Genomic DNA, 24,404 nt, shown 5'->3' with positions numbered 1-24,404 from the left:
ACGTGCTCCTCCAACTCCTGCAGTGCCTTGTCCGCCTGGTCACCGCGCTGGACGAGCCGTGCGAGCCGGCCGTCGATCCGGGTGAACCCGACCTCCAGCGCCGAGCGGAGTTCCGCCAGGGCGAGAGCCACCTGTCCCTCGGGCACGGCGGCCACCTCTGCCGTCATCGGCCATGCTTCGGGGTGGCGGGGGCGGGCTTGAGTGGCAGCCACGACGCCGTTCCGGGCCGGCCCAGAACCCTTCCGATCGTGGACTTCAAGGCGAGACATACCCCAAAGCCGTCGAACAGGCCCACGCCGACTTCGCCGCCCTCCAGACCAGCGAAGTCCCCGGACCCCGCCCCACTATCCCTGACCGAGCGTCACTCTGATACAGAGAGCTACTTGCCGCTCCGCCGTAGCTCCGGGCGGACAGGGCCCACTCGTCCGCCAGAGCCCCGGCGCGGAGGGCACCGCGTCACAGCCCCTATGAGCGGGGTCCTGACTGTGGCTGTTTGACCAGGTGGAAGACCTCCCTGCTGCGTAGCGTTTGAAGCAACGGACGATTTCGCGCCGGGACTTGCCCTCCTTGATCCGCCGCTTGCAGTAGTCCTTTGCGGGTCGCCCCGCAGCGGAGCAAGCGACGTACTCGACATGACCGAGCTGGACATGCCCGTTCCCCTGCCGGACCTATGACGCGTCGCGTTGCCAGTACCGGGCCGCTTCAGAGGCTGTTGCCTTTCCGTACTTGATCGCCGTGTTGTCGCTGGTCAAGCAGAGTTTCACGGCTGCCGTGGCAGGCAGTTCACGTCGTGTCGGCGTGGCTGTGGAGGTGCGGGATGCCGTCGGTGGTCGGGTTGTTGGAGGAGCGGGAACGCGCTGCTGCTCAGCGGGTGGAAGTGCTGCGGTCCGAGGCGGACCGGGTGCCGGCCGCGTTGCGGGAAGCGGAACTCGACTGGGAGCGGTTCGTCGTCTCACGGGAGACAGTGGTGGAGGCTCTCGCCGGCCCGGATGGCGTGGAGGAGGCTGACACGTCAGCGTCCAGGGATCCTGAACCGTCGCCGTCGCCGTCGGGTGCGGTGCCGGGGTCGGTGGTGTCCGCCTGGTGCGAAGGGCTCGTGGTGGCGGTGCTGTCGCCGGAGTATCAGCGGATCTTGGGGGTCCTGACCGCTGCGGAGGGGGCGCTGTCCTGCAAGGAGCTTGCTGCCGGGCTCGGGGGGGAGCCCGTGGCGGCGAAGGTGTAGGGGGTGGGTGCGGTCGAAGGCGAACCGACTGGTACGGCAGGGGTGGCTGGTCAAGGAGCCCTCGGGCCGGTTCGCGCTCAGGGCCGGTGTGCGAGGCGGCGGGTCATGAGCATCGTCATCGACCACAGGATCATCGCCTCGAATGATTCGCACCGGCGCTCGAAGTCGCGGGCCAGACGCCGCGTGCGCAACAGCCATCCGAAACTTCTCTCCACCACCCAGCGGCGCGGCAGAACGCGAAATCCGCGCAGGTCATCGCAGCGTTTGACGATGGTGACGACGAGCTGGAGGACGGCCAGGGCCCAGGTGACCAGAACGCCGGTGTAGCCGGAGTCGGCCCACAGCTTTGTGATCGTGGGAAACCGTGTCCGCAGCGCGGGCAGTATGTCGGTGGCGGCCTGCCGGTCGGTGACATCTGCGGGCAGCACCCTAATGGCCAGGAGCAGACCGATCGTGTCGCAGATCAGGTGCCGGCGCCTGCCGTTGACTTCTTGGCCCCGTCGTAGCCGCGACTGTCGGCCCCCACCACCGCGTCGGCCTTCACCGACTGCGAGTCGATCACCGCGGCCGTCGGCTCCGGATCGCGCCCCGCCGCCTCACGCACCTTCCCGCGCAGCCGGTCGTGGAATTCGGCGATCAGGCCGTTCTTGCGCCAGCGCCGCCAGAACGCGTAGACCCGGTCCCAGGCAAGGAAGTCGACCGGCATGTTGCGCCACTTGATGCCGTTGTCGACCACGTAGAACACCGCGTCCAGCATCACGCGATGGCAGTAGCCCTCCGGCCTGCCACCCCGCCCTTCCAGCCACGCCGGCATCGGCAGCAACGGCCGGATCTCCCGCCACTCGGCATCCGTCAGATCCGAGTCATAGGCCCGGTGCCGCTCAGGCCGGTCGGCCGCGTTCCCGAACCAGTGAGCGAGACAATCGCACGCCTCACCGGACAAGTTGAACCCAGCAGCCTCGACCGCGTACAACAGTGACAACAGGGCCTCCTGGCAGCGAGACCGGTTTCTCAGCAACTCCGAACTGCACCAGAGGCCCTGTCTTCCTGCACGGCCACGACAGATTCACCCGCCCCACCGGCCTTTCGATCACACCGCACTCAAGATCGATAGGACAACGGCTTCTCACACCGCGCCGGTCCCAGGTATGACCTTGAGGGGGCCGGCGTACGAGCTCCAAGGAGCCGATCTGCGTGTCCTCTGAGGGACGTCCACACCCCCCCGATACGAAAGCGGTGTGTCGGGCCGCATTCAGCTGGCTGACGCCGTGGAGAGTGGACCTTATGAAAGTCCGCAGCCACATCGTGCTCCTCGCATCCGTCTTCACCACCCTGGCGATCCCTGCTACCACCGCGCAGGCCACCGTCGGGAGCGGCTGTGACGCAGCGGCCCGAACCTGGGTGGAAACACACCAGCAGACGGCGCGAGCCGAACGAGCCGCACTCACCGACAGGCCAACCGCCCGGGCAGCAGCAGATCTGAAGGCAGCGAAGGAGAGGTTCGCGAGCGATTTCCTGCGCGCCGACCTCGGCTCGTACTCCATGGGTTACGACCTGGCCCAACGCGTCAGTGACAACAAGCCGATCGCCGACCAGTGGCGAAAGTCCCTGGACCCCGCGGCACTGCAATCCGTGATCACTGCCCGGGACGCCTACCTGCAGGCAGACGCGGCGCGGGATACAGCCAAAACGGCGGCCCTGACCGAGGAAACCGAGGCGTACAGAGACCTGGTGCGCTGCTTGGACATCCCGAGCCCCACGTCGAGGGCCGTCCCGTAAGGGATCTTCGTAGCGGGTCAACGCCGCGTCGGTGGCGGAGTTGTGGGGTCCGGGGGGGCACAGACGTGAAGGTCCCGGGCCGTGCTGTCGGTCGGAGACCCTACCGGACTAACCGATCATGGCCGGATGAATGCCGGCATCGAGCTTCCCGGCCTGGCTACGGCCCCCTACACATGGGGACTTCCGCGTAGCGGACTGGCGGCTGCCGGACCTGGCGGCGGCGGTGGCACTGGCGCCGCGAACGGAGCGGGGCGCAGCGTCGGACGCACCCCATGGACCGTCGGCCGCAGCCGGTCGCGGCGAGGCCGGTCGCAACACCCGAAGCCGCACCCGCCGCCATCGCCTCCCGCCCCACCAGCCTTTCGATCACACCGCACTCAAGACCGATAGGACAACGGCTTCTCAGGCGGTCAGAAACATGAGGACGCCACAACCATCGGCAGGCCCCTATCGGGACACACCCCGCCAGCCCAGCACCGACAACGCACCATCCCCGGCCAACAACCGACACTGCGAAATTCAGACGCTCCGGTCAGAGATGTCATGAGTCAGACCCCAGACCCGGGACAGCACCCGCCCATCCTCCCAGCACGGCTGCTGCGATAAGGGATCGTTCCCGAGACTCGTGCCTCGCGTGGAAGCCACAGTTCACGGCCTGGCTCACCGAAAGGACGGCACTGCTGGCAAAGACGACGCCCTTGAACCAGGAACCTCTCAACAGTGTCAAGTTCGCCTCACACTTCACATGGTGCGTCATCGGAAAGACATCACAAGAAATGAGCCCAAGAAAAGAACAGGTCAGAGGCGGTTTTGCTGTTCGCGATGCGGCAGGAAGGACGCCGGAGCGTCCAACCTGCGTCACGACTGGCACCCTCGTGTTCGGACTCAGTGCTCGGCGAAGTGACTGGGCCTGCCATCTCGCCGGACCAGTCGGCCCCATCGGGCTGCCTCGGCGCGAGGCATGAGGGTCCAGGTGCCGTCGGCGCGGTGCAGGGCGGCGGAGTGCCAGGGGGTGGTCCAGGCGTCCGGGGCGTCGAGCAGGCGGATGCCGAACTTCGTGGCGCCGATGGGCTGGGGATGGATGGAGAGGCGTACGGCGTCAGGGTGGTGTTCCGCTATGAGGTCGCCCCAGGCGCGACTGCGCTGGATGACGCCGTACGCGCGTTGCCGACACATGCGCTGGAGGGCGGAGCGGGTCCCGGTCCAGTGGGCGGTGTCCTCGGCGAGGAACCGGGTGATGCCGCGGTAGAGGGCGAGGGCGTGGTCGTCGGCGCGGATCTCGGTGCGCAGGGCATCCAGGGTGGGGGCGTAGTGGTCGTGGACGTGGGCGCGTTTGGTGTCGTGCGGGAGGTCGCCGAGCACGTCACGCAGGTCGAAGACGGACAGTCTGTCCAGGCCCCCTCGGTCGATCTGCAGGCGTAGGTCGTCGGCGTAGGCGTCTATGTGGTCGTCGGGGACGCCGATGAGGTCGCCGAAGACATGACCGTCGGAGCAGATGATCACTCGGGCACCGGGCGGGTAGATCCGCTCGATCTCTCCGCACAGAGTGTTAAGGAACGTGAGCGAGAGGCGTTCGCCCCGGTCGGGGAGGTGGCCGAGGACCTTGGCGGGGTTGGGTGACTTGCAGGGGAAGCCTGGCAGGGTGAAGACGATCGGAGCACCATCGCGTATGAAGCCGGTGATCCGGCGCAGTTGATGCGGGAACGCCTCGGCCAACGCCCGGGCCTGGTCGGTGGTGCGGTGGTGGGGCAGGAGCTGCTTCAGTATCCCGACGCTGGTGGTGCTGTGGAGCGTGTCGGGCGCGGTCGTCGCTGGCATGTAGTTCCTCCTGGTGTACGCGGGCACGGCGAAATGGCGCCGTGGCGGGTGGCCGGGCGCCGGTGGTCAGCGGGCGTGGGTCAGCTGGTGGCCGGTGTCAGAGGCGTCGGCCGTAGCCGACGGGAAGACGATTGGTGCCGCGGCCCAGGACGGCCGGGATCCACTCGATGTCCTCGTCTCTGATGGCCAGGCGCAGGCCGGGCAGCCGGGCGAGGAGTGTGCCCAGGGCGATCTGGAGTTCGGCGCGGGCGAGGGCGGCGCCGGGGCAGAAGTGGATGCCGTGGCCGAAGGCGAGGTGGGGGTTGGGTGAGCGGTCGAGGTCCAGCGTGTCCGGATCGGAGAAGCGGCGCGGGTCACGGTTGGCGGCGCACAGCGAAACGATCAGCGAGTCACCGGCCGGGACCTCGGTGCCGTGCAGGTCGCTGTCCTTGTCGAAGAAGCGCCAGGTGGTCAACTCGAAGGCGCTGTCGTAGCGGAGAAGTTCCTCCACCGCGCGGGGCAGCAGGGAAGGGTCCTCACGCAGGCGCGTGAGCTGGTCCGGGTTGCGGAGCAGGGCGACGAGGGCGGTGGTGATCTGGTTGGTGACCGGCTCCTGGCCGGCGACGAGGAGCTGGAAGATCATCGAGTCCAGCTCCTCCTGGGACAGTTCGCGGCGGTCCCGGGCCCCGACCAGACGGCTGAGCAGGTCGTCCTCCCCGTGCTCGCGCTTGTGGGTGACGACCTCGGCGATGTAGCTCTGCAAGCCGTGGAGGCGGGCCTCGTACAGCCGGCGTCCGGGGTCGGTGGGGCCGACCGGCTGGACGACCTTGCCCCAGTCGCGGTCGAAGCGGGCCGCCAGCACCGGTGGCAGGCCGATGACCTCCGCGAGGACGCGGAACGGGAAGTGCGCGGCGAAGCCGCCGACGAGGTCGGCGGGGCCGCTCTCGGGCAGGGCGTCGATCAGGTCGTCCGCCAGCTCCTGGAAGCGGTGCCGCAGGCTCTCGATCCGACGTGGCGTGAAGGCGTCGGCGACATGGCTCCGCATGCCGGTGTGCTTGGGCGGGTCCTGGTGGAGGAGGTGTACCTGGAGCTGGGAGTGCTGCGGCTCGGGCATGATCGAAGCGCGGGCCCGCCAGCGGTCGTTGCCCCGGTCGTGGTTCTTGCCCAGGCGGTCGTCGCCCAGGGCGGAGTGGGCGGCGTCGTAGCCGGTGACGAGCCAGGCTTGTACGCCGCTGGGGAACAGGACGCGGTGGACCGGGCCGGCCTCGCGCATCTGCTCGTACAGGGGGTAGGGGTTGGCCTTGTAGGGGCAGCCCATCAGCGGGACCGGGTCGGGCAGCGTCCCGGGGTCCACGGCCGGCAAGGGTTCTTGGGTGGTCATGGGCAGGCTCCTCAGAGGGCGAGTTCGGGCTGGTAATGGTCGAGCCACAGGGCGAGGTCGACGACGCGTTCCAGGCGCAGACGGTGGCCCCACTCCAGTTGGTCGGACGGAGTGTCCAGGCACGGTTTGATGAGGGTCTCGTCGGCCAGGGCGCGGACCTGTTCCGTGGCCAGGGCGTCGCGGGCCATGTCCTGCAGGCCGCGGTTGTAATCGGGGTGGTGGGTGGCCGGGTAGTGGTTCTTGGGCCGGTGGAGCACCGAGTCGGGTGCGAGGCCCTTGCCGATGGCGCGCAGCAGGCTCTTCTCCCGGCCGTCGAAGCTCTTCAGCGCCCAGGGGGTGGTGAAGGCGTACTCGACCAGGCGGTGGTCGCAGTAGGGGACGCGGACCTCCAGTCCTTGGGCCATGCTCAGCCGGTCCTTGCGGTGCAGGAGCTGTCGCAGCCAGCGGGTCAGGGACAGGTGCTGCATCTCGCGCTGGCGGTGCTCCGCGGGCGTTTCGCCGTCCAGGTGGGGTACGGCGGCCATGGCACTCGCGTAGGTGTCGGCGCGGAACTCGCGTATGCGCAGGTCGAGCGCCGGATTGAGCGGCATGGCGGCCTCGTCGCCGGTAACCAGCAGCCAGGGGAAGGTCCGGGCGGCCAGGGCTTTGGGGTTGTGGAACCAGGGGTAGCCGCCGAACACCTCGTCCGCGGCCTCGCCCGACAGGGCGACGGTCGAGTGCCGGCGTATCTCCCCGAAGAGCAGATAGAGGGACGTGTCCATGTCGCCGACACCGATCGGCGAGTCGCGGGCCACGACGACGGCCCTACGGTGCTCAAGGTCGAGGAGGGCGCGCGGGTCGAGTACGACGGTGCTGTGGTCGGTGCCGATGAAGGCGCCGGCCTCGGTGGCGTAGGGCGTGTCGTGCCCGGTGCGCAGGACGTCTCCCTTGAATGCCGACGCCTGATCGCTGTAGTCGACGGCGTAGGAGCGGACGCGGGCGTCCGGGCCCTCGCGCCGGCGGAGTTCGTCGGCGAGCAGGGCGGTCAGGACGGTGGAGTCGAGGCCGCCGGAGAGCAGGCTGCACAGCGGGACATCGGCTTCCAGCTGGCTGCGTGCCGCCGCGCCGACCAGCTGACGGACACGTTCGACGGTCGCCTCCCGGTCCTGGACGTGGACGCCGGCTTCCAGCTGCCAGTAGCGACGTTCGCGGATGCCGTCCCGGTCCAGGACGAGGATCCCGCCAGGCTCGACCTCACGTATGCCGGACCAGACCGTCGGCCCGGTGTTGAACAGCAGGCTGTACGCCTCCCGCAGCCCGTCGGCGTCCACGCGGGGCCGGATCTCCGGGTGGGCGAACAGGGCCTTGGGCTCGGAGGCGAAGGCGAGACCGCCGTCGACGGCGGTCCAGAAGAGGGGCTTCACGCCGAGGCGGTCCCGGACGAGGAGCAGGCGCTGTCGGCGTTCGTCCCAGACGACGAAGGCGAACATGCCCTCCAGATGGTCGGCGGCGTTCTCCCCCCACTCGGCGTAGGCGCGCAGCACGACCTCGGTGTCGCTGCGCGTACCGAACTGGTGGCCTCGGGCGCGGAGTTCGGTGCGCAGGGCGTGGTGGTTGTAGATCTCACCGCTGTAGGTGAGCACGATGTCCGGCTCGTCCGGCCGGTCGGTCATCGGCTGCACGCCGCCGACAAGGTCGATCACGGCCAGCCGGCGGTGGCCGATCGCAGCGCGCTCGCCGAGCCAGACGCCTCCGGCGTCCGGGCCGCGTGAGATGAGGGTGGCGGTCATGGCCTCGATGACCGGGGCCTGGGTGCGGGCGTCGTGGTGAAAGGACGCCCAGCCGGTGATTCCGCACATGGGGGGGGTCTCCTGGGTCAGGCGCAGGCGGCGTCGGTGGTCTGCTCGGGCAAGGGGGCAGGTGGCCGACCGGGCAGCGCGACGAGGGGTACCGCGAGGCAAGCGGCAGCGGCGGCCAGGGCGAGCCCGGCGTGTACGCCGTTGCCGGGGCCGGTGAGGCCCGAGACGGCGGTGGCCAGGGCCGGGCCGAGGGTGAAGCCGAGGCTGCGGGCGAACTGGACCGTGGAGCCGACGGTGGCCGTACGGTCGGGCGGGGCCGCGCTCATGACCAGGGCCTGGGTGGGGCCGCCGTTCAGGCCCATGCCGACGCCGGCCAGCGCCAGTCGCCATGCGACGTCCCACGGTGACCAGCCGTCGCCCAGCGGGACGAGCAGCAGCAACCCGGCGGCGGTGAGCGCGGCGCCTGCCGCTGCGACGGGCCGGGCCCCGTACCGGTCGGCCAGACGTCCGCCGAACGGTCCCGCCACCCCCATGCCGAGCGGGAAGGCGAGGACCACGAGACCGGTCGTCGTGGCGCTGACGCCGTCGTCGCGCTGGAGGTGCAGCGCGACGACATAGTGCATCGCGGCAAAACCCGCGGCCAGCGCCAGCACGGCCCCGTGCGCCCGGAACAGCCCTGAGACACGCAGTACGCCGGTCACCGGACGGCCGCCCGAGCGGCTCAGCCACCACCACAGAGGCGGGATCGCGGCGAGGGCGAGCCCGAGCCGGGCCGGTTCGTCCGCAGCGAGGGTCAGCGGCAGCAGCAGGGCAGCCACACCGGAGGCCACCAGCAGGGCATCCACCGCCGAGCGGCGCTCGGGACGCCTCAGACGTGCGTCCCGTGGCATCACACGCCACGCCACGGCGAGGGCGAGCAGGCAGAAGGGGAGTTTGACGAGGAAGACGGCGTGCCAGCCGAAGTGGTCCAGTAGCAGGCCGCCCACGGCCGGTCCGGTCACCGCGCCCAGCGGCCCCAGGGTCGCGGGCACGCTCATCGCCCTCCCCCGCAGCTCCGGCCGTACCGAGCGCATGGCGAGCACGGGCATCAGCACGAACAGCGCCGCCCCGAAGGCGCCCTGCGCAAGCCGGGCGGCGATCAGCCAGGCCATCCAGGGCGCGGCGGCCGCCAGCGCGCTGCACAGGCCGAAGCCGGCGGTGCAGACCAGCAGGGCCGAGCGCATGCCGACGCCGTCCAGCCATCGCCCGGCCGGCAACAGCAGGGCCACGACGGGCAGTTGGTATCCCAGCGCGGCCCACTGGGCGGTTGCGGCGGACACGTGCAGTCCGTCCGCGATGTCCACCAGGGCCACGTTGACGATGTTCATGTCGAGCATCGCCATGAACGCCAGTACGCCTGCCACGGCCACCAGCGGCCAGCGGTCCTCACCGAGGGCCATGTGGCCGGGCTGTTCCGTTCCCGAACCCTGGTGCGTCACCGTTCCGCCCCTTGCGTCTCCTGCTTCCGTACCGCCTCGTCGCCGGCCGGGGCACAACTCGGTACACGGGGCGAACCTCCGTCACCCGGTCCAGTAGTCGGAGCAGAAGCGGCGCCAGTTCCCGGCCAGTTGGAAACCCGGCTCAGGTGAACCGCTCGCGGTACTCGAGCGGCGAGATCCGCAGCACCCCCAGGAACGCACGGCGCAACGTGGCCTCCGCACCGAAGCCGACCTCTCGGGCGATGTCCGGGGAATCCGGTGCATGGCATGGCGCTCGAACTCAACCGCCACGGGAACGCGTGACCACATCAATCGCAGGTCAGGGCGTAAGGAAATCCGTGGACGAGCCCGTAGTACACCACTTAGTGTGTGGCTCCACGCCCTGAGACGGATGGAAGGAGGCGAGTGCCGTGCGGTTCACACCTTTCCAGCGCTCCCTCATTCCGCTGTCCCGGCGTGGTTCGTGAGTTCTGACCGGGAGCGCTCCAAGCAGCCTGTATCCCGGAGGAATCCATGACCGATCAGGTCATCCGCGCGCTCTCCGCGAGCGACGCTCATCTCTTCGACGCACTCCCCGACCCCCTGGGCGCCCGTGAAAGCCATCGGCGTACCCAGTTCCGCCCCGACTGGAAGCGCGTCGCCCTGCGCGACGGCGAGGTCGTCGCACGCGGCGCGTGGTGGGGCGGCCCCAACGACTCGGAGCCCGTAAACATCAACTGGTTCGACGTGGCCGAGGGCGAGGAGGAAGCCGGGGCCGAGCTCCTGCGCTCCGCTCCCTGGCAGGTCGAACTCGAGATCAACCTGCCAGGCGGCTGGCGGGAAAAGACCGACCTGCGCACCGCCGCCGAGGCGCGCTTCGCCGCCGCACGAGCCGCAGGGTACGAACTCCTGGTGGAACGCTTCCTGTACCGCTGGACCCCGGAGCGAGGCCTGCCCGAGCGGCCCGGACGCCTGCGCTTCAGCGCCGAACCCGACGACACCGTGTTCTTCGACGCGTTGCGCCGCATCCACTCCGTCACCCTGGACGCCCACGCGCTCAGGGCCATCGAGGAGGGCGGCCTCGACCAGGCCGCCCAGGAGGAACTCGACTTCTTCCACTGGTGCCCCTCCCCACGGGAGTGGTGGCAGATCGCGCACACGCCGGAGGGCGACCTGGCCGGCATCCACATCCCGGCCCACAACCCCTCCGGCCCGACCATCGGCTTCATCGGAGTCGTCCCGGAACAGCGCGGTCACGGCTACGCCTACGACCTCCTCGCGGAGTGCACCCACCTCCTCGTCGAGCAGGGCGCGGAGTTCGTCGGCGGAGCGACGGACCAGGGCAACTTCCCCATGGCCGCGAACTTTGCCAAGGCCGGCTTCCCCGTCATCAGTGAACGCATCAACTTCCACCCGGCGGGCCAAGCGGCTTAGCAAGGAGTAACACGCGCTGAGGGGTCCGGTCCGAGGGCAGGCCCGGACCCCTTGTCAGCGACATGCGGGATCTTCGCTGTAGCCGGCGGCCACCGTCTCGTCGTCAGTCCACGTACCTCACGGTGATCAACAGTGGACACACCCGCTTCATTCACGCGCGAAGAAGGTGGCGCGGGCGATGCTCGTCGACTCCCCTCAAGGCAACTACGGGGACGTGGAAGGTGCGTACGGAGTCGATCGCCGAGGCGGGCAAGGAGGGGCGGGACGCAGCTCCTGGGCGACCGCACCCAGTAGGCACAAGATCGGACAGAAGTTACTTCTAGGTATGCAGTGACTTAATGCGCAAGCAGCAGTAGAACTCGTTCCCATTCCTACGAGAGTGAGGAACGCCACATGAGTGTCACTGTCACGCATATCACCGACCCCGGGGGCGTCACACGCCGAAGATTCATCGCTGGAACAGGTTCTATTCTCGGAGCCGCGACCCTCGCGGGTCACGCCACCGCGGCGCAGGCGCAAACCGGCCGCGCGGCGGCTCCCATCGGCGACGGAGCCCATGCCCCCGCCCTGGTGATCGGCACCGGGTACGGCGGTTCCGTCGCCGCACTGCGTCTGGCCCGGGCGGGCGTCGACGTCCACATGATCGAGATGGGCATGGCCTGGGACACCCCCGGCGCCGACGGCAAGATCTTCGCCAACACGACCACGCCGGACGGCCGTTCCTACTGGCTGCGCACCAAGACCAAACAGCCCCTCAGTAACTTCCTCGGCTTCCCGATCGACAAGGACATCCCCCGCTACACCGGGATTCTGGACGCCGAGGAGCTGGGCGGGATCATCGTCTACCAGGGGCGCGGCGTCGGCGGCGGCTCACTGGTCAACGGCGGCATGGCCGTCACGCCCAGGCGCGAGAACTTCTCCGCCATCCTGCCGTCGGTCAACACCGAGGAGATGTACGCCACTTACTACCCGCGCGCCAACGCCGGGCTCGGGGTCCACACCATCGACCCGGCCTGGTTCGACACCGTCGACTGCTATCAGTATTCCCGGGTCGGCCGTAAGCACGCCCAGCGTTCCGGCTTCCCCTTCGTCTTCGTGCCGAGCGTCTACGACTGGGACTACATGAAGCAGGAGGTGGCCGGAACCGTCCCCAAGTCGGCCATCGCCGGCGAGATCCTCTACGGCAACAACTACGGCAAGAAGTCGCTCCAGAAGACGTACATCGCCCAGGCCACCGCGACCGGCAGGGTCACCATCTCGCCGCTGCACAAGGTCACTTCGGTCGCCCCCGCGACCGCGGGCGGCTACACCGTCGTCATCGACCAGATCGACACCGGCGGCACCACCACGGCCACCAAGACCGTCACCGCCGACAAGGTGTTCTTCGCGGCCGGCAGCGTCGGCACCAGCAAGCTCCTCGTCAAGCTGAAGGCCACCGGCGCACTGCCCCACCTCAACGACGAGATCGGCAAGGGCTGGGGCGACAACGGCAACGTCATGTGCGGCCGCGCGAACCACATGTGGGACGCGACCGGCAAGCTCCAGGCGTCCATGCCCACCGGCGGCATCGACAACTGGGCGGCGGGCGGCGCGTTCGCCGAGGTCGCGCCGCTGCCCACAGGGATCGAGACCTACGCCTCGTTCTACCTGTCGATCACCAAGAACCCGAACCGGGCCGCCTTCTCCTGGAACGCGGCGGCGGGCAGGGCCGAACTGAACTGGCAGACCGCCTGGAAGCAACCGTCCATCGACGCCGCCAAGACCATCTTCGACAAGATCAACGCGAAGGAGGGGACGATCTACCGGACCGACCTCTTCGGCACGTACAAGATCTGGGGCGATCACCTCACGTACCACCCGCTCGGCGGCGCCATCCTGGACAAGGCCACCGACAACTACGGCCGTCTGCACGGCCATCCGGGCCTGTACGTCATCGACGGCTCGCTGATCCCCGGCAACACGAGCGTCAATCCGTTCGTCACCATCACGGCGCTCGCCGAACGCAACATCGAGAAGATCATCGCCACTGATGTGTAGCAACACCCCTCAATGCCCCGGTCGATGCGCGGGTCGATGCCCGGTTCAATGCCCGGGGAGTACGCACACCGTGTCGAGGCCGAGCACGTGGTTGAGCCGGCCGAACGCCGGCCAGGAACCGAGGCACATGCTTAGTTCCACGATCTCGCGCTGGCTGTAGTGCGCGGTCATCCGCGTCCAGAACTCGTCGTCGAGGCCGTGGTGGTCCAGGGCGTACCGCTCGGCGTACTCGGCGGCAAGGCGTGTGCGGTCGTCGAAGGCGTCGGTGGTGCGCCACTGGGTCACCGCGTCGGCGAACTCCTCCTCGACCTTCCGCCCGTCCCGCTCCGTACGCCAGTCGAGGCAGAGGAGGCAGCCGTTGATCTGCGCGACGCGCAGCCGCGCGGCCTCGAACTCCCGTAGTCCCAGGGTCGTGTGCTCGTACACCGCGAGCGAGAAATTCGCGGCGGCCATCCCGATGCCGGGGACCATCTCGCCCCACACGTAACCGATCGGCTCCTGCCCCTCGGGGATGTCGATGTTCATCGGGCTCATCGCTTGCTCCTTCCGAGCTGGGCGCGTCAACCATACGAAGGGCTGACCATCTCCCGCAGAACAACGCAGGGAGCGCCCTATCTGGCACCGTTCGCCAAGGACGGTGATCAGGAGGCTGTTGCGCCGTCGAGCGGTCAGCCGCCGTGAAGGCCCCACAAACTCGAGGGCCGGGAAAGGAAGGCGTGCCGCCGGGTCGGGTCGGTGACGAAGGCGAAGGATGTCAGGCGGGGTGACGGGCACGGTGTCCCCTGTCGGATCGCCGAGGGAGAGATGAGGGCGGCCGGGTGGGGCCCACTTGGAGCCCGGCCGGCGTATAGGCTGCGCGGGATGTCCGATTCGCAGGGTGCCTCGATACTCCTCGGTCCGCGGGGCCGCCGACTGTGCATGGTGGTCGCGGAGCGCAGCGGCGGCGACATAGGGGAGGCCCTCTTCCACACCGCACTCGATCCTGCCGACGAACGGAAGCGGCGGGAACTGGTCCGGCTGCTGGGTGGGCTGGATCCCGCCCACGCTGTCGCAGCCACGGGTGAGCAAGGGCTGATGGGCGCGCTGGGCGACAGCGCGGCCGCCGCGATGTACTGGCAGGAGCCCGACGAGGAGGACTCCCTGCTCACCCATCAGGAGTTCGTCGAGGCGCTGCGCCCGCTCGCGCAAGCGATCGAAGACGCGCCGGAGACCGGCTGGTGGTCGGCCGACGTGGCACCAGACGCCCAGGTGTACGTGCAGTGGATGGAGGGGCGCCAGGACAAGCACCGCCCGCCGCCCACCCGCGCTCCGGCCGAGGCCCTGCGGGCGTGGAAGGCAGAGGCGGTGAAGGACGAGCACGATGCACACTCCTTTCCCGAGGACTCCTCGGTCATCTACAGCGGGATCTGGTGGTCGACGCCACCGTCCTCCGGACTCCCCGTGACCTCACGCGCGCTGCCGTGGCTGGGTGCTGCGCAGCTCATGGCCGTCGAGGACGGGGCGGGTTGGGCACGTGCGCGGGTCTGGCCGATGCGTATGTCGAAGAGCATCCGGAGCTACGAGATCACCGGGCCGCAGGCGTGGACGGACCTGGTCGGGCGGTATCCCCTGCGGGTCAGCCGAGCCCGGCGGCATGACTGGGAGCGGGCCACGGGCCGCGCGGCCGAGTGGTACATCCCCGACTGGGAGGCGGTCGCCGCCGACTTCGACGCGGTGCACCTCACGGTGACGGGGTATCTGGCCACGGCGGGGCGGGCGTTGGATGTGAGCGGCACTGCAGGTGCGGGGGACACCGGCCAGCCCCATGCCACCGTGCTTGCGGGATGGGACCCGGACACGACGTACTGGCTCACCGGCTCCGCCGGCCACAGCGACTCGCCGACCGACTGGGAACTGCGCGACGTCGACGGCAGCGAGGATCCCGTGTGGGTACGGGTGGTTGACCGAACGCGTTGAAGGCTTGTGCCCTTGTGGCTTTCACTTCGCCCCGTCACCATCCCTCAATGCGCCCGTTCGCCCCCGCCAACTGGGGCCGCTCGAAGGTCCTGGCGCGCATTCCGTGAAGGCGATCATGCTGCTCGCATATATGACACGGCCAACCGACGGAATTCGCTGACCTCCTGAAACGCGGCTCCTGGAGCATGAGCCTCCCGTGACGGCGTGTGGAGTCTCCCGGTAAACCGCGGCACGCACGGTGCCGGTGAAGGGCCGAACTCGCCAGTCGCACAGTTGAGGGGATGCCGAGTCCGGGGCGTATCGAGGTTCCGGCGACGGCTGTTCCTCCGGCGCCGTGTGAACAGGTCCGGGGCATTCGTCATCCTCGACGGCACCCTGCTGCCGATCGACCGCATCGCCGCCGGCACCCCGTACTACTCCGGGAAACACAAACGCCACGGCATGAACGTCCAGGTCCTCACCGATCCGTTCGGACGACTGCTCTGGGCCTCGCCGGCTCTGCCCGGCTCGACTCACGACCTGACCGCCGCACGACAGCACGGCATCATCGAAGCCCTCGCCGATGCAGGACTCAAATGCTGGGCGGACAGTGATGAGGACGGCCTTGAGCTGATTGATGGCCTGCGTGCGGGCTTTGACGGCCGACACCTTCGTCAGCTCGTACATCCTGGCGACCTGCACCGGCCCGTCGCCCGCCTTGGCCCGGGCACGAGCCCGGCCACTCAGCACGGCTCGCGCCGCGTTCTGGGCATCCAGCGGATCCGACTTACCGCGCCGACGGCGATCCGCCCGGTCCATCCGATTCACGTCCAACACGTCCACACCCTGCGCCAGCAGATAGCGCGACAGAGACGCCCCGTAGGAGCCGGTCCCGTCCACACCGGCCCGCCTCACTACACCCGACTTCCTGGCCCACTTCAGCAGATCCCGGTAACCGGCTGCCGTGGCCGGGAACTCGTCGGTGGCCAGCACCACCCCGTTCACGGAGAGCACCGCAGCCACGTGCGCATCCCGATGCGTATCCACTCCCAGCACCGCCTCTCCCCCAGGACGGCGACGGCGGGCCTGCGGCGAGAGCGACGTACTGGGCACCGTCGAAGTAGACATGCCCGTTCCCCTTCCGGTCCGACGACGCGTCTCGTCGCGTTGCCGGAACCGGGCCGCGTCAGACGGTCAGAATCGTGAGAACGCCACAACACTCGGCAGGCCCCTATCGAGACACACCCCGCCAGCCCGGCACCGACAACGCACCATCCCCGGCCAACAGCCGACACTGCGAAATTCAGACACTCCGGTCAGAGATGTCATGAGTCAGACCCCAGACCCGGGACAGCACCCACCCATCCTCCCGCCCGCCACAGCACCGCCACCCAGAAACAAACACAGAGCATGCTCAGTCCCAGCTCCTGGGACACCTGGATCTGACTCCGGCATTCCCACAAGCCGGATGGAAGTGGGACGACCCCGAACCTTGATCATCCTCACGGAATGTGTGCCTGATCCCACTTCTCAGCTACATAGCCACCCCCGCGGTACCCGAACCGCGTCCTCGCACTCCGGGGAGCGGGAACCCACACGAGCGGTACCGGCCGGGCGTGCTTGGATGGACCTGTGGCCCAGACAATCGATACACCGTTCGTCGGCCGGGCAAACGAACTCACCCGGCTCACCGGTGTGCTGGAGCGGGCCGCGGCCGGCGACCCGCGCGCCGTCCTCGTGGCCGGGGACGCCGGCGTCGGCAAGACCCGCACGCTGACCGTGGCCGCGGCGCACGCCACCACCACCGGCATGACCGTCCTGACCGGCCACTGCGTGGACCTTGGGGACGTCGGCCTGCCATACCTCCCGTTCACGGAGATCCTCGGCGCGGCCGCCGCCGACGAACGGCTCGCCCCGGCCTTCGCCGCGTACCCCGCGGTGGAGCGCGTGATCGGCACGGCAGCGGGGGCAGGCCCCGTGCCCGACGCCGGCAGCCGCCTCCAGCTCTTTGAGGGTATCGCCGGCCTCCTCGCCGACCTGACGGCCCTGACCCCGCTTCTCCTGGTCATCGAGGACCTCCACTGGGCGGACCAATCGTCTCGTGACCTGCTCCGCTTCCTGCTCAGCCGGGGTGTCCTACAGCGGCCCACGCCCGGCGGCCCGCCCCACAGGCTCGCAGTCTTCGCCTCGTACCGCGCGGACGACCTGCACCGCCGTCACCCGCTGCGGCCGCTGCTCGCCGAGCTGGTCAGGCTGCCCGCCGTCGACCGGCTCGAACTGCACCCGCTGGCTGACGCGGACGTGGCCCGGCTCGTGTACGCGCAACGCATGGGCCCCGTCTCCGACAGTGCGGTTCGCCGCATCGTCGACCGCGCCGAGGGAAACGCCTTCTACGCCGAGGAGTTGCTCGCCGCGCTGCCCGAGGACGACGAGGGCGCGGACTCAGCCGCCATGCCCAGCGGCCTGGCCGACGTCCTGCTCATCCGGATCGAGCAGCTGACCGAGACTGCCCAGCTGGTCCTGCGCACGGCGGCTGTGGCGGGGCGCCGGGTCGGGCACGACCTGCTGCGCGGCGCCGTGCAACTGCCGCAGGAGGAGCTGGAATCGGCGCTGCGCGAGGCAGTCGGTCACCAACTCCTTGTGACCGACGACGCCGCGACGTACTCCTTCCGGCACGCCCTCACCCGCGAGGCCGTGTACGCGGATCTGTTGCCCGGCGAACGGGTCAGGCTGCACGGGGTGTTCGCCGCGCTCCTCGCCTGCGAGGGCCGTCCGGCGAACAGCGCGGCGGAGCGGGCCCATCACTCACGCGCGAGCCACGACCTGGCTGACGCGCTGGCGGCCTCCCTCGAAGCCGCCGACCACGCCCAGCGCCTCCGCGCACCCGCCGAAGAACTGCGCCACCTGGAGGCCGCGCTCGAACTGTGGGCCGTGGTGGACTCGTCCGCGCACCCCGAGCACAGCGACCCGGTCACTCTCACCCTGCGTGCCTCGGCCGCCGCCGCACACGCCGGGGATCCCCATCGCGCGGTCCAGCTCACCCGCTCCGCGCTCGCGCGGGCCGGCTCGGAGGCCGACTCCGAACTTGCCGCCCGCGTGCGCTACACCCTCGCGGACAACCTGATGCGGATCGACAATCTGGATGCCGCGTTCGCGTACAGCAGCGAGGCGCTCGGGCTGATCCCGGCCGAGCCGCCCTCGCGCACCTGGGTGTGGGCGGCCGCGACCCACGTCATGGCGGCCCGTCACGTGGGCCGTGACGAGGACGCCGAACGCGTCGCCCGGCAGGCCCTGGACATCGCCGAGCGGCTCCGACTGGCTGACGCCCAGGCTGATCTGCTGATTTCACTGGTCGGTCTCGAGGCGCACAACCGGCGTACTCCGCAGGGTCGGGAGCGGCTCCTCGGAGCCCGTGAGCTGGCCCGCGCCGCCGGGAACCTCCAGGTGGAGATGCGGGCGCTGTACAACCTGGCGATCGGTTGCTACGAGTGCGGCGAAATGGACCCGTGCCTGACCTGGATCAGCGACGGACTCGACCGCGCCCGCCGTGCCGGCCTCCTCTCCTCGCCGTACGCCGTGGAGTTGCGCTATCTGCAATCCCTGCTGCTCTACACGCTGGGACGCTGGGACGAGTGCACACGAACGGCCGCCGCCGACGTCACCCTGCTCACGGCCAACTCCGGGTTGACGACTGCACCCGCGCTGTATGTCGCCCTGGCGCGCGGCGAGTTCGACGTGGCGGTCGGTGGCTCCCGCGCACTGCTCGACGGCCCCCCGGACTGGATGGCCTCGCTCGTCGCGAGCATCGTGCTCATCGACGCCGCAGCGCTGCGTGGTGACGCCGAGGACTGTGTACGGCAGTTGAGTGCCGCGGTCGACGCACTCACGGAGGGCGTGCCTACCTGCAGGCCCGACGTCCTGGTCCGGCTGGCCGCGCTCAGCCTGTCGGCCGTCGCGGACGCGGCGGAGGAGTCCCGCCTGGCCGGTGACGCACCGAGCACCAGTCGCTGGACGGACACCGCGGCCGAGCTCGTAGAGCTGGCCCGGACCACGGCGGCCCACGAAGACGGCACTGAGCTGGGGCCCGAGGGCCTGGCCTGGCTGGCCCGCGCCCAAGCCGAGGAAGTGCGCGCCGCCACCGGCCCGGATGTCACCGCCTGGGAGCGGGCCGTGACCGCGTTCGGCTACGGCGAACCATACGAACTCGCCCGGTGCCGACGGCGGCTCGCGGAGGCCCTGCTCACCGCCGGCCGCCGCGAAGAGGCGGCCGAGCAGGCGCATGCGGCCCGGGACACGGCCATGCGTCTCGGCGCCGTACCGCTGCGGGAGGCGCTCGACGCCTTGGTACGACGCGGCCGTATCGCCGACGCACCGGCCGCCGGGGAGCGGATCGCCGACCTGACCGCCCGGGAGAGCGAGGTGCTGCGGCTACTCGGCCGGGGGCGCACCAACCGCCAGATCGGCGAAGAGTTGTACATCAGCGGCAAGACAGCAAGCGTCCACGTCTCCAACATCCTCGCCAAGCTGGGTGCCGCGAGCCGTACCGAGGCCGTCGGCATCGCATACCGCGAGGGCCTGATCGAGCCGGAGACCAACGCGTCGGGCTGAGCAGCCACAGCGCGATGCACTATGCCCGATACAGCCCCAGGCGCATCCGGGCCACGTGGGCGGGACCGGGAACGTCGAGGAGGCGTCCAAGGCGTTTGGATTCTCACGAGCACATGGCTACGACCTGGTTCGCCAGGGGAAGTTCCCGTGCCCTGTGCTCCGCATCGGCCGCAGCCAGCGAGTCGTCACCGCATCTTTGCCCCGGGTCCTCGAAAGCCGCGAGCCGGAGTACGGCAGGGCCCATACCTGACACTGCACACCCTCACAACCCGCCACACACGAACCCCCGCCCGAGCACACCGGCGGGATTCCTCGTGTCGCAACAGCCCCTATGAGCGGGGTCCTGGCTGTAACTGTATGACCAGGTGGATGACCTCACGGGCCGCCTCGGGGCTTCCCATTTCCTGGCCCGATTGCGTATCCACTCCCAGCACGGCCTCCCCCGCAGGGCGACGACGACGGGGGTGTGGGGCAGGACACCAACCTTCCCTCTTACTGCAAGACCATCCGGTCGCGGAACTCGCTCCGAACGAGTGATCGAAGCCCGGGTCGTCCAACTCCAGGCCCAGGCAGTACTTCCAGTCCAGACGGCAGGACACTTCACCCCGGTCATCGTCCGTACGCCTGCCGCAGCGTCGTCCGCTGACGTTCCGGGCTGTGTTCGGCGTACAGCCTGGCCTGTGTCTCGTCGGTGTGTGCGGCGGGACCGTGCGTCAGCAGGGCGACGGCCGTTGCCGCCAGTTCCTGCGGCGTGTCCACCAGGTCGGGTACGCCCAGGGACTCCAGCGCCGGGATGCGCCGTGCCACCACCGGCCGTCCCAGCCCCACGGCCTCAAGGAGGGTCATCGGGGCTCCTTCCCACTGTGCGCAGTGCGCGTACACGGACGCCTGGGCGAGCATGTGCTGTATGTCGTGGTGGTCCAGCCAACCGGTGACGGTGACACCGGCCTGCTCCAGTCGCTTCCGGTGGTGGGGTTCCCCGTCGCCGAGCCAGAACCAGTTGCTCGACGGCATGAGCCGTCGTCCCTCGGCTGCCGCGTCGGCGAAGAAGCCGGGGTCCTTCTGCGTGCACAGCCGGCCGACCACGGCGATGCTCCGTGGCGGCAGGCCGTCGTTGCTGCTGTCCGGGCCGCTCTTCTGAGGGCGCACCACGTTGGGTACGTAGACGGTTGGTTGCCGCTTGCGAAGCGCGTGGGCGAGTTCGACTTCGCGGGGACTGGAGCCGGCCACGATGCCGGTTCGCCAGGCCAGGAGGCGCTCGGCCGTCCACACTGCCGCTTGCCCGTACGGGGCGAGGTCGGTGCGCTCCATGGCGTAGCAGTGCGGGGTATAGACGATGCGGTGTCTCGGCACGGAGAGCGCGAGGCGCACATACCCTCCGGCCAGGGAGGAGTGGGCGTGGACCACGTCCGGGCGCTGGTACCGGTACAGCCTCCCCGTCTCACGGACGCGTGCGAAGTGGCCGGGCGGCATCCGCCAGGCGCCGTCGAAGAGGTCCTCCTCCGCGTCGGTGACCTGGTACCCGTCGCGGTCACCCATCAGCAGCAGGTGCCGCATCTCGGGGACGGCCCGTGCGTAGTCGCGGACGATCGTCTGCACGCCCCCCTGCCATGCCTCCACGACGTGCAGGACTGCGGCCGGCGCAGCATTCACCGCCGCCGCCCCGCCCGGGTCACCGCGCATCGTTCGTCCTGAGGACGGCGGGCAGCGTACGCAGGAGGATCATCACGTCCTGCTTCGGAGACCAGCGGTCGATGTAGCGCAGGTCGAGCCGGATCGCCTCCTCGGCCGTGAGCACGGAGCGGCCCGAGACCTGCCACAGCCCGGTCACGCCGGGCTTGACGGACAGGCGTCTGATCCGTTCCTCGGGGCGCAGCGTCGCGTTCACGGTGTGTGCGCAGGGACGCGGTCCGACCAGGGACATGTCGCCTCGCAATACGTTGACCAGCTGGGGCAGTTCGTCCAGCGAGGTCTTGCGCAGGACACGGCCGACCGCCGTGATCCGAGGATCGTGGCGCGGCTTTGCGCAGATGGACAGCTCGCATCCTTCGGCCTGCAACAGTTCTGTCAGCGCGACGGACGAATTGGCGTACATGGTGCGGAACTTCAGCAGGGTGAACGACCGTCCGTCGATGCCGTCCCGGGCCTGCCGATAGATGACGGGGCCCGCACTGCTCACAGCCACCACCAGGCCGACCAGCGCCATCAGGGGAAGAAGGGCGATCAGCAGGGCTGAGGAGAGCACGATGTCGAGCGTGCGCTTGGTTCGGGAGACGGCGCAGCGCGGAGGTGGGGGCGCTGTCGCGCCCGTGTCGGCTTCGGCTTCGGCTTCGGCTTCGGCTTCGGCTTCGGCTTCGGCTTCGGCTTCGGCTTCGGCTTCGGCTTCGGCTTCGGCTTCGGTGCGTAACTCCGCCACGTACTCGGTCAGGTCGATCCAAGGTATCCAGCCCAGGGCCCGCGCCTTGGAGTTGTCGGCCCGGCTTCTGAACCGTTCGCCTCGGCGGGCGGGCACCATCTCGATCGGACCGCCGAACATCCGGGCCACATCGATCACCCGGTGTTCCTCGCCGCGTCCGAGCAGGTATCCGTCCCCGGACCCCTTCTCCGCGCAGAGGACGATGCCTTCGACGATGTCGTTGACGTGGGTGAAGTCGCGGCTCTGCGTGCCGGGTTCGACCACGGTGAGCGGCTGTCCGCCACGGAGCTGTTCCTCGAAGATGCCGATCACGGTGGCGTAGGAGCCGGTGGAGATCTGTCCCGGACCGTAGACGTTGTAGAAGTAAGGGATGACGTAGTCGAGTCCGAACCAGTCGCCGTTGTTGCGGATGTACTCGACGTTCTTCGCCTTGGTCCAGGCATATGGGCTGAGCCGCTCGTCGCCGCCTTCGTTGCCCAGTACGGAGCTGGAGGCGGCGTAAACCAGGCGGGCTTCGTGCTCCAAGCACAGACGGACGACTTCCCTGGTTCCGAGGAGGTTGAACTCCCATACCCGGTCGGGCTCGTCGAAGGACTGGGCGATGCGGGAGTACTCGCCGAGGTGGTGCACGGTGCTGATGCGGTCCAAGCCGTTTTCGGCCCAGAGTGCGGCAATGTCGGCGGTGTTGCCTTCCAGATATCGGACCCGGTCGTCCTGGACGTGGTTGCCGTGGCTCCCGGTGAAGTAATTGTCGACGGACACGATCCGCAGGCCGGGATCCTTGGCCAGCAGCCTTCGTATGAGGTGGCTGCCGATGAAACCGGCACCGCCGGTGACGAGAGTGAAGCGACGCAGGTCGTCAGCCATGGACCATCTCCTCATGATGGATGGACTCGCTGCTCGGCTCCACGGGCGAACGTCCCGTTCCGCCCTGGGAATTGTCGGAGCTGAGGCATAACTCCCCAGCCGCGCACGTCCCTATGTGCCCGGCGATGGAGGCCTGGCCGGTCCGGTGCGCCGATGTGCCGGTTTGCGCCGCCGTCTCGCCGAGAAGCCTGCGTGCAGCCGCCGGCGCGCCGCCGGCGGCGGTGAACGCGACCCGGCGTTGCCGATCGTTGTCGAGGGGGGCAAACCCGGCCAGGAGGCAGTCCCGAACGCCGCCTTCGGGTCATGGACGAGCTGATCGAGGGGAAGCTGATCCGCCTCTGCGGCCCGAAGCGCCGACGCCCGGCAGGCCAAGGTGGCGTGCGAGGGCGCAGGTCAAAGCCCGCTGCCCCAGGGCCCGGACAACCGCGGGCGAGGAGGTGAAGCTCCGGCCCTGGGAGCTGTTCGCATCCGAGGACGTTCTCCGGAATGATCTTTACGCCAGCCGGCCTGGCGACGGCTGACGGCCCGGCACGGTGACCGGCTCGGCGAGATCATGGATGAGTACGGCCGGCCGACGGCGGAACTCGTCGGTGAGGAGGCCGCACGCGCGGCAAGGCTGATCGCTCAGCATGCCGACCGGCAGCTCGATGTGCGGCGTCGTGCCCTCCAGTTGATGCAGCAGGCGGTGGCGGCAGGCTCGGCCGGCCCCCGCGAGCCGGCTTTCCTGTGCGACCGAGCGCTGGTCAATGAGGGCCGCAAGCAGGTCTATGGCACTCAGATCGCCGGTGTGAAGGACGGGGCGCCGGTTCCGTGGCCCTGCGAAGAGCCCGAGCGCATGGACGAACTCCGTGCGGAAGTCGGCATCGAGCCCTTCGATGCGTACGTCGCCAAGTTCTCCGTGGCCTGACGCCCTGTTCCCAGTCGCGTCCGGTGGATCACCGCCCGGGCTTACCTGCCGCCGGGCGCCGAACACCGAGGCCCCCTGCCCGCACCTGCCCGGCAGGGGCCTCAGTGACCGTCACGTGTCACAGACGCCGTGTGTCACGGACGGCGGTTGGCGCCGTCGGCCAGGAGGGCGTCGCCGATGAGGCGGACTCCTCGGGACAGGCGGCCCAGTTGCTGGAGTTCGACGGCGTACATCCTGATGGAGTTCTCGATCAGGGACGCGGACACGCCCATCGCGGGCAGTTCCGCCCGGCTGGTCTCCAGGGCGATCCGCGCCGTCCGTACCTCGTGCTGCAGTTGGAGCTGTGCGTGCCGGGCGAGCAGTGCGGGATGGCGGTTCAGCGTCGGATAGGTGCCGTACCGGGCCGGGAGCAGGTCCCGCAGCCAGCGCATCGCCGTGCGTTCCCAGTCCGGGGTGCCGGGCGCCTTGACCTGGCAGGGCCAGTCGGGGCTGAGCGTGATGGAGGCAGTCTGGCGCATTCTCGTCGCTTCCGAGTGGTGTCGAACTCTGATCGAGACGTTGTTGTGGCGGCCTCGGCCCAGGGGTTGACCGAGGCCGCCGTGAGCGCTCCGGTGGATCCGAAAGCCGGGACCGGGCACGGGCGGGACGTGAGGAGGAGTCGTCACACCGCGTGTCTGTTTCCGGGAGGGCTTGGGGTCGCTCTCCCTGGCGTCTGGTGGATCCGGGGCGCTGGGCAAGTAAATATATATACCGTCGAGTACGCAAGGGCATGAAAAATTACATGCG

General features: G+C 69.3%; 16 protein-coding genes and 3 pseudogenes. 8 read left to right on the top strand and 11 right to left on the bottom strand.

Annotated features, from left to right (window positions below):
• The first annotated feature begins 817 nt into the window (after window positions 1–817).
• Complete coding sequence (locus tag OG453_RS31290; protein WP_266871926.1) at window positions 818–1,222, top strand: hypothetical protein; 405 nt, start codon at window positions 818–820, stop codon at window positions 1,220–1,222.
• 77 nt (window positions 1,223–1,299) lie between these two features.
• Here the strand turns inward: OG453_RS31290 and OG453_RS31285 are convergent, their stop codons facing one another.
• Both OG453_RS31285 and OG453_RS31280 read right to left on the bottom strand, forming a co-directional pair.
• Window positions 1,300–1,662 carry a transposase gene (locus tag OG453_RS31285; RefSeq protein WP_266873188.1) on the bottom strand — a complete coding sequence of 121 codons (363 nt, stop codon included), beginning with the start codon at window positions 1,660–1,662 and terminating at the stop codon, window positions 1,300–1,302.
• Between the two features lie 23 nt (window positions 1,663–1,685).
• Window positions 1,686–2,195, bottom strand: a complete 510-nt coding sequence (locus OG453_RS31280) for a transposase (protein WP_266871925.1) — start codon at window positions 2,193–2,195, stop codon at window positions 1,686–1,688.
• A 311-nt stretch (window positions 2,196–2,506) separates the two neighbouring features.
• On the opposite strand from OG453_RS31280, the gene OG453_RS31275 reads away from it, so the two are divergent.
• Window positions 2,507–3,001, top strand: coding sequence for a hypothetical protein (locus OG453_RS31275; RefSeq protein ID WP_266871924.1), 495 nt, complete (start codon window positions 2,507–2,509; stop codon window positions 2,999–3,001).
• A gap of 885 nt (window positions 3,002–3,886) precedes the next feature.
• Here OG453_RS31275 and OG453_RS31270 read toward each other — a convergent pair.
• The 4 genes from OG453_RS31270 to OG453_RS31255 form a co-directional block, all read right to left on the bottom strand.
• A complete protein-coding gene (locus OG453_RS31270; protein ID WP_266871923.1) occupies window positions 3,887–4,819 on the bottom strand; it encodes an isocyanide synthase family protein in 933 nt (310 codons plus the stop codon).
• Window positions 4,820–4,916: 97 nt separating this feature from the next.
• Window positions 4,917–6,179, bottom strand: coding sequence for a cytochrome P450 (locus tag OG453_RS31265; protein WP_266871922.1), 1,263 nt, complete (start codon window positions 6,177–6,179; stop codon window positions 4,917–4,919).
• Window positions 6,180–6,190: 11 nt separating this feature from the next.
• Window positions 6,191–8,017, bottom strand: a complete 1,827-nt coding sequence (gene asnB / locus OG453_RS31260) for an asparagine synthase (glutamine-hydrolyzing) (protein ID WP_266871921.1) — start codon at window positions 8,015–8,017, stop codon at window positions 6,191–6,193.
• A 17-nt stretch (window positions 8,018–8,034) separates the two neighbouring features.
• Entirely contained in the window at window positions 8,035–9,435 is a 1,401-nt protein-coding gene (locus OG453_RS31255) for an MFS transporter (protein WP_266871920.1), read from the bottom strand.
• 513 nt (window positions 9,436–9,948) lie between these two features.
• Here OG453_RS31255 and OG453_RS31250 point away from each other — a divergent pair.
• Together OG453_RS31250 and OG453_RS31245 are read left to right on the top strand one after the other, a co-directional pair.
• Window positions 9,949–10,848: a GNAT family N-acetyltransferase gene (locus OG453_RS31250; protein WP_266871919.1), complete on the top strand. Its 900-nt coding sequence runs from the start codon at window positions 9,949–9,951 to the stop codon at window positions 10,846–10,848.
• A gap of 393 nt (window positions 10,849–11,241) precedes the next feature.
• Entirely contained in the window at window positions 11,242–12,885 is a 1,644-nt protein-coding gene (locus OG453_RS31245) for a GMC oxidoreductase (RefSeq protein WP_266871918.1), read from the top strand.
• 45 nt (window positions 12,886–12,930) lie between these two features.
• Here OG453_RS31245 and OG453_RS31240 read toward each other — a convergent pair whose 3' ends face one another.
• A complete protein-coding gene (locus OG453_RS31240; RefSeq protein ID WP_266873187.1) occupies window positions 12,931–13,410 on the bottom strand; it encodes a carboxymuconolactone decarboxylase family protein in 480 nt (159 codons plus the stop codon).
• Window positions 13,411–13,746: 336 nt separating this feature from the next.
• On the opposite strand from OG453_RS31240, the gene OG453_RS31235 reads away from it, so the two are divergent.
• A complete protein-coding gene (locus OG453_RS31235) occupies window positions 13,747–14,841 on the top strand; it encodes a hypothetical protein (RefSeq protein ID WP_266871917.1) in 1,095 nt (364 codons plus the stop codon).
• A 351-nt stretch (window positions 14,842–15,192) separates the two neighbouring features.
• Window positions 15,193–15,429 (top strand): annotated as a pseudogene (locus OG453_RS31230) (transposase family protein); the annotation flags it as partial.
• 57 nt (window positions 15,430–15,486) lie between these two features.
• Here OG453_RS31230 and OG453_RS31225 read toward each other — a convergent pair.
• Window positions 15,487–15,948 (bottom strand): annotated as a pseudogene (locus OG453_RS31225) (transposase); the annotation flags it as partial.
• Window positions 15,949–16,452: 504 nt separating this feature from the next.
• Here OG453_RS31225 and OG453_RS31220 point away from each other — a divergent pair.
• Complete coding sequence (locus tag OG453_RS31220; RefSeq protein ID WP_266871916.1) at window positions 16,453–19,428, top strand: helix-turn-helix transcriptional regulator; 2,976 nt, start codon at window positions 16,453–16,455, stop codon at window positions 19,426–19,428.
• Window positions 19,429–20,037: 609 nt separating this feature from the next.
• On the opposite strand, the gene OG453_RS31215 is transcribed toward OG453_RS31220, so the two are convergent.
• Both OG453_RS31215 and OG453_RS31210 read right to left on the bottom strand, forming a co-directional pair.
• Window positions 20,038–21,111, bottom strand: a complete 1,074-nt coding sequence (locus OG453_RS31215; RefSeq protein ID WP_266871915.1) for a glycosyltransferase family 4 protein — start codon at window positions 21,109–21,111, stop codon at window positions 20,038–20,040.
• Window positions 21,101–22,711 (bottom strand): hybrid nucleoside-diphosphate sugar epimerase/sugar transferase, encoded by a 1,611-nt coding sequence (locus OG453_RS31210; protein WP_266871914.1) that lies wholly within the window; start codon window positions 22,709–22,711, stop codon window positions 21,101–21,103. The genes OG453_RS31215 and OG453_RS31210 overlap by 11 nt, the downstream gene beginning before the upstream one ends.
• A gap of 505 nt (window positions 22,712–23,216) precedes the next feature.
• On the opposite strand from OG453_RS31210, the pseudogene OG453_RS31205 reads away from it, so the two are divergent.
• A pseudogene (locus tag OG453_RS31205) lies at window positions 23,217–23,618 on the top strand (DUF6624 domain-containing protein); the annotation flags it as partial.
• 134 nt (window positions 23,619–23,752) lie between these two features.
• Here the strand turns inward: OG453_RS31205 and OG453_RS31200 are convergent.
• The gene (locus tag OG453_RS31200; RefSeq protein ID WP_266871913.1) at window positions 23,753–24,136 is read right to left on the bottom strand and encodes a hypothetical protein; all 384 of its coding nucleotides are present in this window, start codon (window positions 24,134–24,136) and stop codon (window positions 23,753–23,755) included.
• Window positions 24,137–24,404 lie beyond the last annotated feature (268 nt).

It is taken from the genome of Streptomyces sp. NBC_01381, from assembly GCF_026340305.1.
GTDB lineage: Bacteria > Actinomycetota > Actinomycetes > Streptomycetales > Streptomycetaceae > Streptomyces.
This window is presented reverse-complemented; position numbering and strand designations above follow the sequence as displayed.